This is a genomic window from Novosphingobium rosa NBRC 15208, assembly GCF_001598555.1.
Lineage (GTDB): Bacteria > Pseudomonadota > Alphaproteobacteria > Sphingomonadales > Sphingomonadaceae > Novosphingobium > Novosphingobium rosa.
On record NZ_BCZE01000081.1, the window covers coordinates 21,472 to 31,587 of the forward strand.

The 10,116-nt window shown below is 64.1% G+C and carries 6 protein-coding genes and 1 pseudogene; 5 read left to right on the top strand and 2 right to left on the bottom strand.

Features of this window, described 5'->3' with window-relative positions; all coding sequences use genetic code 11:
* Nucleotides 1-10: 10 nt before the first annotated feature.
* Complete coding sequence (locus SR3_RS24975; protein ID WP_157099098.1) at nt 11-1,513, bottom strand: sulfatase family protein; 1,503 nt, start codon at nt 1,511-1,513, stop codon at nt 11-13.
* A gap of 77 nt (nt 1,514-1,590) precedes the next feature.
* On the bottom strand, nt 1,591-2,625 hold the full coding sequence (locus SR3_RS24980; RefSeq protein WP_068092207.1) for a LacI family DNA-binding transcriptional regulator: 1,035 nt from the start codon (nt 2,623-2,625) through the stop codon (nt 1,591-1,593).
* Between the two features lie 294 nt (nt 2,626-2,919).
* Between SR3_RS24980 and SR3_RS24985 the strand changes: the two genes are divergently transcribed.
* From SR3_RS24985 to SR3_RS25005, 5 genes and pseudogenes are all read left to right on the top strand, one after another.
* Nucleotides 2,920-5,331 carry a TonB-dependent receptor gene (locus tag SR3_RS24985; RefSeq protein WP_169805707.1) on the top strand — a complete coding sequence of 804 codons (2,412 nt, stop codon included), beginning with the start codon at nt 2,920-2,922 and terminating at the stop codon, nt 5,329-5,331.
* Between the two features lie 67 nt (nt 5,332-5,398).
* Entirely contained in the window at nt 5,399-6,787 is a 1,389-nt protein-coding gene (locus SR3_RS24990; protein WP_068092213.1) for a sulfatase family protein, read from the top strand.
* Between the two features lie 8 nt (nt 6,788-6,795).
* Entirely contained in the window at nt 6,796-8,235 is a 1,440-nt protein-coding gene (locus tag SR3_RS24995) for a sulfatase-like hydrolase/transferase (RefSeq protein ID WP_084455896.1), read from the top strand.
* Between the two features lie 4 nt (nt 8,236-8,239).
* Nucleotides 8,240-9,721 carry a sulfatase family protein gene (locus SR3_RS25000; RefSeq protein ID WP_084455898.1) on the top strand — a complete coding sequence of 494 codons (1,482 nt, stop codon included), beginning with the start codon at nt 8,240-8,242 and terminating at the stop codon, nt 9,719-9,721.
* Nucleotides 9,722-9,926: 205 nt separating this feature from the next.
* A pseudogene (locus tag SR3_RS25005) lies at nt 9,927-10,116 on the top strand (sulfatase-like hydrolase/transferase); the annotation flags it as partial.

Genomic DNA, 10,116 nt, shown 5'->3' on the forward strand with positions numbered 1-10,116 from the left:
TGGCGATGCGTCAATTGCCGGGGGCGGCAACCAGATTGGTGGGCGGCGGCGCATAGATCGCGCTCATCCGCGCCGGGCGCGATGGCGTCCAGCGATAGAAGTCGCGGGTTTCCTTGCGCAGATCCAGCAGGCGCTGGCGCAGCTGGGCGGTGATCTCTTCATGGCCGGGCTTGCCATAGAGATTGTGCATCTCCTGCGGATCGGCCTGCAGATCGTAGAGTTCGAACTCCTCGGGTTCGAGGAAATAATGGATGTATTTCCAGCGCTCTGTGCGCAGGCCACGGCAGGGGCGGACATTTTCGAAACCGGGATATTCGAAGAATTCGTACATCCAGTCCTTGCGCCAGTCGGGCAGGGACTTGCCCTGCGCCAGCGGCAGCAGGCTGCGCCCCTGCATGGTGGCCGCCGCCGGAATGCCCGCCAGATCGAGCAGGGTCTGGGCGGCATCGACGTTCAGCACCATTTCCTCGCGCTGCGTGCCCGCCTTCACGCTTTTGGGATAGCGCAGCACCATCGGAATGCGGATCGAGGGCTCATACATCAGCCGCTTGTCGTAGAAGCCATGCTCGCCCAGGAAGAAGCCGTGGTCGGAGCTGAGCATGATCGCCGTCTCGTCGGTCACGCCCTTCTTGTCGAGCGAGGCCAGCACGCGGCCCACATCCTCATCGTTGGATTCCACGCCCGCGTAATGGTCCTTGACCAGCTCTTCCAGCGTGCGCGGATCGTCGTTGAAGACGGTGCTGGTGCCGATCTTGTTGTCGGCATCGGCCACGGCGCGCGGCTTGCCGGGATAGCCCGCCAGATCCTCGTCGAAGCTGCCCGGCTTGGGAATGGGCACGCCGTTGAAGGCATCGAGCATGCGGCGCGGGCGGTAGAACGGGGCATGCGGCGCATAGAACCACAGCAGCAGGCAGAAGGGCTTGTCCCCCTGGCGGCTGTCGAGCCATTCCACGGCCTTGTCGGTCAGAATGTCGTCGACATAGCCGTCATACTGCTTTTCGGGCTGATAGTGCCCGTTGCGGCCTTCCACGATGGTGGGGTGCAGGTAATGGGCCTGCCCCTTGAAGCCGAAATAATAGTCCCATGGCCGGTCGAGCAGCGCGCCGCCGACATGGCTCTTGCCGATGAAGGCGGTTTCATAGCCCGCTTCATGCAGCAGATCGGTGAACATGGGGATATCACGCGGGACGATGTTGGCGTCATTGGTGACCGCGCCGGTGTAATGGGAATAGGCCCCGGTCAGAAAGGACGCGCGCGAGGGCAGGCACAGGGCATTGGTGCAGAAGGCATTGTTGAAGCGCGCGCCCTCACGCGCCAGCCGGTCCATATGCGGCGTTTTCAGCAGGGGATTGCCCATGAAGCCGAATTCGTCCCAGCGCAGGCCCTCGCCCAGAAACAGCACGATGTTGGGCCGTTTGCCGCCGGAGGGCCTGGCAAGGGCGGTCTGACCGAGGGTGAGGGATGACACCATGGCGCCAAGCATGGCGCGTCGGCTGGCGTGGAAGGGGGGCAAGGGCTCTCTCCGTTTTATTTAGCGCTAAAATTGCATGTTTGCGCGCTTTGTCAACCGCAGAGTGCCGATCTTGTCCTCTAACCCTCGGCCGTCTGCAGCAACCGCCCGCAACTGGCGCGAAAGACCAGTTCGATGGGAAAGGCCTGTTGCCGCACTCCGGCGACGGGGGGGCTGGTCAGCCACTCCATGGCGCAGATGGCCATTTCGCGGTTGGGCTGGCGCACGGTGGTCAGCGGCGGCCAGGTCAGCCGGGCGAATTCGGCGTTGCCATAGCCCACCACCGCCAGATCGCGCGGCAGGCTCAGCCCCATCTGATGGCCCTGGGCCAGCGCGCCGGCGGCCAGCTCGTCATTGAAGGCCGAAATGGCGGTGGGGCGGGAGGGGTGGGCCAGCAGCTGCGCCGTTTCGGCGAAACCGGCGGTGTCCTGATCCTGCGGCCTTTCCCAAAGGACGGCGTTGACCTCGGCAGGGTCAGCGCCCAGCGCCAGCACCTGATCGCGGAAGGCATCGTGGCGCAGACGCCCGGCCAGATGAAAGTCAGGCCCGCGCAGAATGCCGAAGCGACGATGGCCCAGCCCCCAGAGGTGCCGCGCCAGGGCGCTGGCGCCCGCCACATCGTCGGCAAAGACCGCGTCGGACCGCCCGATCTCATCGATCGGCGTATGGCGGACATAGCGGATCTGCAACCGGTCCAGCATGTCGAGCAGCGCGTAATTGTCGCTGAGCGGGGCGGCGACGAACAGGCCGTCGAGCGGATTGGCGCGCAATTGCCGCTCCAGATCGACCAGCTCCTCGGGTGAACTGCCCTCCAGTTCGCGCAGCACCATCTGATAGCCGCGCGCCAGACAGACATCGGAAGCGCCGCGATAGAACTGCGTCATGAAAAAGCGCGTGATGGCCGAGGACAGAATGCCGACGCGAAAGGTGCGCGAACTGGCCAGCGCCCGCGCCGAAACATTGGCCTGATAGCCGATCTGCTCGACCACGGCCATCACCCGGGCCCGCATGGCTTCGCCCACGCCGGGCTCATTGTTGATGACGCGGGCCACCGTCTTGCCGGAGACGCCCACGATCCGGGCGACATCGTCGAGGGTGGGGCGTTTTTCACTCATGCGGCAGACCGTTACCCCAGCAGGCCGGGGCCTGTCCATGCTGACGGTCGGGCCTGCCCCGGCCCCTGCCGAGAGCATGTGCCAAAACCACGTCACGGATGGTTTGACAGCGCTGACGTTGACCCATATATGCTAACGTCAGCGCTGACGTTGATTCGGCGCATGGGCAAACAGACACGCACAGGATCAGGGGCGCACACGCCCCGCCCATCAGGGGGTGAGGAAATAAGGCCGGGTATTCCGGCGGCGCCCCCCGATGCCTGCAAGACATGCATAAAACAGGGGGAGGACCACGTGACCAATCGATTGATCGCCACGCTGCTGACCGGGATCGCCATCTCGGCGCTGGCTCATCCGGCGTGCGCGCAGACGGCGCCCGATACCGCGCCGGCTGCCGGGGAACCGGCGCCCGGCGAGATCGTCGTGACCGCGCAGAAACGCGCCGAACGCCTGCAGGATGTGCCCGTTTCGGTGACCGCGCTCAGTGCCCAGTCGCTGGCCACGCGCAACATCACAGACACCACCAACATCGGCCAGATTTCACCCTCGCTGACCTATACGCAGGGCACCAATCCCACCAACTCCAACTTCCGCATCCGGGGCATCGGCACGGCGGTGTTCGGCGTGGGCAATGAATCCTCGGTCTCGGTGGTGATGGATGGGGTGGTGATGGCGCGCGCCGCTCAGGGCTTCACCGATCTGGCCGATATCGAGCGGGTCGAGGTGCTGCGCGGGCCGCAGGGCACGCTGTTCGGCAAGAATGCCACGGGCGGCGCGATCAACATCGTCACCGCGCGCCCCACCGATACCTTCACCGGCAAGATGTCGGCCACGGTTGCCGAAATGGGCGAATATCACGTCAATGGCACGGTCTCGGGCCCGCTGGCCGAGCATGTGAAGGCCCGCCTGACCGCCTTCTACAACAAGGATGACGGCTTCACCTACAACACCACGCTGCAGCACAAGACCAACGGTTCGGAAAGCTGGGGCGTGCGCGGCAAGGTGGAGTTCGATTTCGACCGGCTGAACGTGCTGGCCTCGGCCTCTTACGGGCGCACGCATACGCTGTGCTGCCAGTCGGTGTTCATCCGTGCGGACAATGCCAATCTGGTCAAGCTGCTGTCGCCGGTGGTGGCCGGGCCCAACAACAATCAGGTGTCCTCGAACCTCGACACCGTGACCTCCACCAAGCAGCAGGTCTATTCGATCGAGGCCAAATATGATGCCGGCGCCATTTCGGTGACCTCCATCACGGCCTATCAGAAGTTCAACCTGTTCAACAATCAGGACGTGGACAACATCAACACCGGCGTGCCGATCTACACCGGCGGCACGGCGGCGCCTTACTATGCCTCCTTCGACGTCAATGGCGGGGCGTGGCAGTTGGACAATTTCACGCAGGAGCTGCGCGCCTCCAACGCGCATCAGGGGCGGCTGAACTATGTTGCGGGTGTCTTCTATTCCGATGTGACCATCGATCGCGGTTTTACCCGCCGCATCGTCACCTGCAACGCGCCTGCCAGCGCTGGCCTTGCCATCGGCGCGGCCTGTCCGGCGGCCAACACCGTGGGCTCATCGGGGCAGAGTCTGGCGCATCTGCGCAGCGACCAATATGCCTTCTTCGGCCAGGTGGATTACAATCTGGTCGGCGGGCTGAAGGCCATCGGCGGGGCGCGCTGGCAGCATGAGTTCATCTCGGTCTATGGCTTCCAATACGCCACCCCGCCCTTCGCCGGAGACAGCCAGAACGTGGCCGTCACCAACGGCTACACCGCCGCCGCCGACAATGTGCTGACCGGCAAGCTGGGCCTGCAGTATGAGTTCAGCCGCCGCGCTCAGGCCTATGCCACCTACACGCGCGGTTATAAGGGCCAGTCGCTGGGCACAGAATACAACCAGACCTTCAACAACAATGCGCTGGTCCGCCCCGAAACGGTCAACGCCTATGAGGTCGGCTTCAAGGGCAGTACCGCCGACCACAGACTGAGCATCGCCATCTCGGCCTATCTGGCCAAATACAAGGATCTGCAGGTTCAGGCCAACCGCTCGGACCAGTCGACGGGCAACTTCCTCTTCGTGGTGACCAATGCGGGCCATGCCGAAACCAAGGGCATCGAGATCGAGGGCACGGTGCGCCCGACCGACCGGCTGAGCATCGGCACCTCCTTCGCCTATACCCATGCGCGTTTCGATGCCGATGGGCTGGCCTGCCCGTTGCAGTATCAGGCCGCGTTCACCACCGTGGCCTATGGCGCGGCGGCGCCCACCAATGCCTGCTTCAAGCAGGTGGGCGCCAATGGCGTGGTGTCTGGCGCGAACCAGAATGTGCGCAATGGCGTGCTGCCCAACACGCCGGCATGGCGCTTCACGCTGAACCCGCATTACGACCTGCCGCTGGGCCGTTACACCGCCTATGCCGATGCCAATCTGAACTATCAGAGCAGCGTGCTCTTCGCGCTGGAGCAGGATCCGCTGCTGGTGCAGAAAGCCTATGCCACGGTGGATCTGTCGCTGGGCCTGCGCCCCGCGGGCAAGGGGCTGAGTTTCGCGATCTTCATCAAAAACCTGACTGATCAGCGTTTCTACTCCGCCATGGGCCACGCCAGCGAGCTGACCTCGCAGACGGTGACGCCCAACAACCTCACCGCCTTCGTGCCCAAGGCGGCGATGCGCTATGTCGGGGCGACCATCGGTTACAGCTTTTAAGTTCCCCTCTGCCGGGGCGGTGGTTCATGCACCGCCCCGGATTTTTTCAAGACGAAGGCAAGAGAGCATGCAACAACATCGGCGCGGATTTCTGGGTGTGGCGGGCGCGGCTCTGGCGGCGGGGCTGGCCGGCAGCATGACCGGCGTGGCGCATGCGGCGGCGCCGAAACGCCAGCCCAACTTCATCGTCATCCTGTGCGACGACATGGGCTATGGCGACATCGGCCCGATGGGCGGGCGCGACATTCCCACGCCGCATCTGGACCGCATGGCCCGCGAAGGCATCACGCTCACCGATTACTACGCCGCCGCCAATGTCTGCACCCCATCGCGCGCGGGGCTGCTGACCGGGCGTTATCCGGTGCGCACCACCATGTCGCGCGTGCTGCTGGCCAATGACACGCATGGCCTGCCCAAGAGCGAGAAGACCATCGCCGATGCGCTGAAGCCCGCCTATGCCAGCGCGCTGATCGGCAAGTGGCATCTGGGCCATACGGGCGATGACTGGGACGCCACCCATTACGGCTTCGACCTGTTCTACGGCATTCCCTACAGCCACGATATCTCGCCGCTGGCGATCTACGAATTCCAGAAGGGCCAGAAGAAAGGCCAGTGGGAGCCTGACTATCCCGGCCTGCAGCAGCAGTTCTATGCCCGCGCCGAGCAATTCATCGACGAGAACGCCAAGCGCCCCTTCTTCCTCGAACTGGCGCTCAGTTCGCCGCATCTGCCCAACTATCCGGCCAAGGGCTTTGAAAAGGGCTCGAAGAACGGCGGGGCCTATGGCGATACGGTGATGGAGATCGACAGCATCGTCGGCCGCCTGATGGCCAAGCTGGCGGCGCTGGGGCTGGATCGCGATACGATGGTGATCTTCACCTCGGACAATGGCCCGTGGTTCGAGGGTTCGACCGGCGGCCTGCGCCAGCGCAAGGGCGGCGGCGCCTATGACGGGGCCTATCGCGTGCCCTTCATCGCCCGCTGGCCCGGCGCCATTCCGGCCGGGCGGCGCAGCGATGCCATCGCCATGGGCATCGACATCATGCCCACGCTCTGCGCGCTGGCGGGGCTGCCCCAGCCTGCGGGCGTCACCGTGGACGGCAAGGACATCACCGGCGTGCTGACGCGCGGCGGCGCCACCCCGCATGAGCAATTGCTGCTGTTTCAGGACGAGGATGTGGTGGGCATCCGCACTCAGCAGTGGAAATATGTCCGCGCCGATTTCTACATGAAGTTCGAAATGTCGCTGGAAGGGCGCGGCTATCCGCAGCTCTACGACATGCACGACCCGCGTGAGCAATACAGCGTGGCCTCCCTGCACCCCGATATCGTCAAGGCGATGCAGGCGCGGATGAAGCAGGCCGAGGCTGATTTCGCCCCCTTCCGCGGCAACCGCCCCAATGCGCTGATGCCCGCGCGCGAAGGCACGCATGTGCCCGCCATGTGGCAGGATTGAAAGGAAGCATGACCATGCAGGCAATGGCACGGCGGATGAAAGGGGCAGCAGCGGCCATGGCGCTGGCGTGCGGGCTGGCGGGGGCGGGCGCCATGGCCCAGCCGCCCGAATACAGCCACGGCCCGGCGAGTCCCGCTCCGGCGCAGCCCGCGCGCACCGGCGGCAGGCCCAATGTCATCTTCATTCTGGCCGATGACATCGGGGTCGAGGGTTTCAACACCTATGGCGGGGAATATTACACGCCCAACATCGACCGTCTGGCGCGTGAGGGCACCCGCTTCGCCAATGCCCATGCCATGCCCTTGTGCAGCCCTTCGCGCACCCGCCTGATGACGGGCATGGAAAACCACCGCAATTACGAGGCGTTCGGCTATCTGGCGCCGGGCCAGACGACCTTCGGCAATGTGATGAAATCGGCAGGCTATGCCACGGGGATCGTCGGCAAATGGCAGCTGATGGGCAATGGCTTCGACGGGCGCGTGGGCATCACGCCCGAAGCGGCGGGCTTCGATGAAAGCTACCTCTGGCAGCTCAAGGCGCTGGACGCCAAGGGATCGCGCTATTGGGGGCCGACGCGCGCCACCAACGGCCACAACCACATCACCGAGGAAGGCTTCGGCCCCGATTTCGACAGCAAATACGCCCTCGATTTCATCAGCCGCCACAAGGCCGAGCCCTTCTTCCTCTATTACCCGATGGTGCTGGTCCACAGCCCCTTCGTACCCACGCCCGACAGCATGAATGCGCAGGGCCCCAAGAACCGCTTTTCCGCCATGGTCACCTATATGGACGGGCTCGTCGGCACATTGATGGAGCGCCTGAAGGCCGAGGGGCTGGACAAGAACACGGTGGTGATCTTCAGCGGCGACAATGGCACCAACCGCGCCATCACCTCCACGCGTGACGGTTACCAGATCAGGGGCGGCAAGGGCACGCCCACGGTGAACGGCACCCATGTGCCGATGATCGTCTGGGCGCCGGGCAAGGTGCCGCAGAATGTCACCCGCGAGGGCTTGTTCGACTTTGCCGACATCATGCCCACCATTGCCGACATCGGCGGGGCGAAGGTGCCTGCGGGGATCGACGGGGTGGACCAGATGCCGGTGGTGCTGGGGCAGAAACCCGCCGCCCGCGACTGGATCTTCGAACATTACGCGCCGGTCTGGGTGTTCAACCCCACGCGCTATGTCTTCGATGCGCAATACAAGCTCTATGGCGATGGCAAATTCGTCGCCATCGATCAGGCGGCGGGCACGGAAACCGTGATCGCCAAACCCGCCGGCGAGGCTGCTGCGCGCAAGGCCGCGCTGCAAAAGGTGCTGGACGGGATGCATGATGGCCCGTTGAACCCGGAAAAATTCCCGTGGTGCAAGGGGGAGCCTTCGCTCGACCCGGCCAAACCCGCTGTGGTCGCCGGATGCAAGATCACGCCCGAGGGCAATGAGTAAGATGATGCGCAAGCTTGTACACACCCTGCTGGCCACCGCCGCTCTGGCCGTGACGGCGGCTTCCGCCCCGGCGCGCGGGCCCGCACCTGCACCTGCACCGGCGCCGGTTCACGCGCCATCCGCCCGCCCCAATGTGGTGGTGATTCTGGTCGACGATCTGGGCTGGCCCGATGTCTCCGCCTATGGCCGCCACGATGTGGAGACGCCCAACATCGACCGCATCGCGCATGCGGGCGTGGCTTTTTCCAGCGGTTATGTCGCGGCCTCGGTCTGCGCCGTGTCGCGCGCGGGGCTGCTGACCGGGCGCATGCCGATGCGCTACGGCTACACCTACAACATCAATGACGACGGCAATGGCGGCGACGAGGGCGCGGGCATTCCCGAAAGCCAGAAGACCATCGCCGAGCGTCTGAAGCCGCTGGGCTATCGCAGCGCGGCCATCGGCAAATGGCATGTCGGCTCGGAGGATCGTTTCTACCCCACCAACCGTGGTTTCGACGAATTCTTCGGCTTCCTGGCGGGTGAGACGATCTATGTCGATCCCAAAACGCCCGGCATGGTCACCACCCCCACCGCTCAGGATGCCAAGAAGCCGCCCTTCGATCACCGGATGAAGAACGGCACGATCCTCGAAGGGGCCGACCGCCATGTGGTGAACAATTTCAATCGCTATCTCACCGATGAGATCACCGATCACGCCGTCGATTTCATCGACCGTTCGGCCAAGGGCAAGCAGCCGTTCTTCGCCTATGTCGCCTACAATGCGCCGCATTGGCCGCTGCAGGTGCCGCAGCTGTGGTACGACAAGTTTCCGCAGATCAAGGATCCGATCCGCCGTACCTATGTGGCGATGATCGCGGCGATGGACGCCGGAGTGGGGCAGATCCTCGACAGGCTGGAGCGTGACCATCTGCGCGACAACACGATGGTGGTGTTCCTGGCCGACAATGGCTGCCCGGTGCAGTTCGGCTTCTGCAATCAGGCGCATCCATGGGGTGCGGGTAAGTTCACCTATCTGGAAGGCGGGGTGAGGGTGCCTTTCCTGCTGTCGTGGCCGGGTCATCTAAGGCCCATGGGCGTGGTGGATACGCCGGTCTCCTCGCTGGATATTCTGCCCACCATCCTGCACGCCGCCGCGCCGCGCATCGCGATGCCGCGTGAGCTGGAAGGGCGCGATCTGTTCGACGAGGCGCGCCATCCGCCCGCCACGCCGCGCCTGCTGGTGTGGGGGCAGGCGCCGGTCTTTGCCGCGCGGCAGGGCGATCTGAAGCTGTGGCGCTCGGATGACTGGCACCAGACGCACCTCTACGATCTGGCGAAAGATCCGTGGGAGAAGGCCGATCTGTCTTCCGCCGATCCAGCGGCCAAGGCGAAGCTGAATGCCGATGTCGAGGCCTTTGCCAAAAGCCTGCCTCAGCCTTTGTGGAAGCTGCATTTCACCCGCAAGGTGATGATCGGCGGGCGAGAAACGGAATGGGTCTATTGATAGACAGCGCTGTCTATCACAGGGTGAAGAGAGGGTGGACGTTCGCTCGCCCTTTCCGCTGTCCGGGACATATTTAAAGAAAAGAGGATTTTTCGCGAGATTTTATGGTAAGCATCCGTGCTTGACAGCGCTGTCTCAATCATGATCTTTGTGCTTGCGTCGTAAGGTGTATGGATGCGCCTGAAGAGAGCGAAGGGATGAAGTGATGCTGCGCAGGGATTTTATCGCCGGGGCAGGGGCGCTGGCTGGCATGGCCTTGGCCGGGTCGGCGCGCGGTTTTTCTGGCACGCCGATGGGCGCGCCTCCGCGCCGCGCCGATGGCTGTCCGATGAACATGATCCTCTACTTCACCGACGAATGCCGCGCCGATGCGCTGGCCTGCTACGGCAATCCGA

Coding starts and splice junctions, on each gene's coding strand:
- SR3_RS24980 (WP_068092207.1), bottom strand. CDS start 2,625: ATGAGTGAAAAACGCCCCACCCTCGACGATGTCGCCCGGATCGTGGGC.
- SR3_RS24990 (WP_068092213.1), top strand. CDS start 5,399: ATGCAACAACATCGGCGCGGATTTCTGGGTGTGGCGGGCGCGGCTCTG.
- SR3_RS24995 (WP_084455896.1), top strand. CDS start 6,796: ATGACCATGCAGGCAATGGCACGGCGGATGAAAGGGGCAGCAGCGGCC.
- SR3_RS25000 (WP_084455898.1), top strand. CDS start 8,240: ATGCGCAAGCTTGTACACACCCTGCTGGCCACCGCCGCTCTGGCCGTG.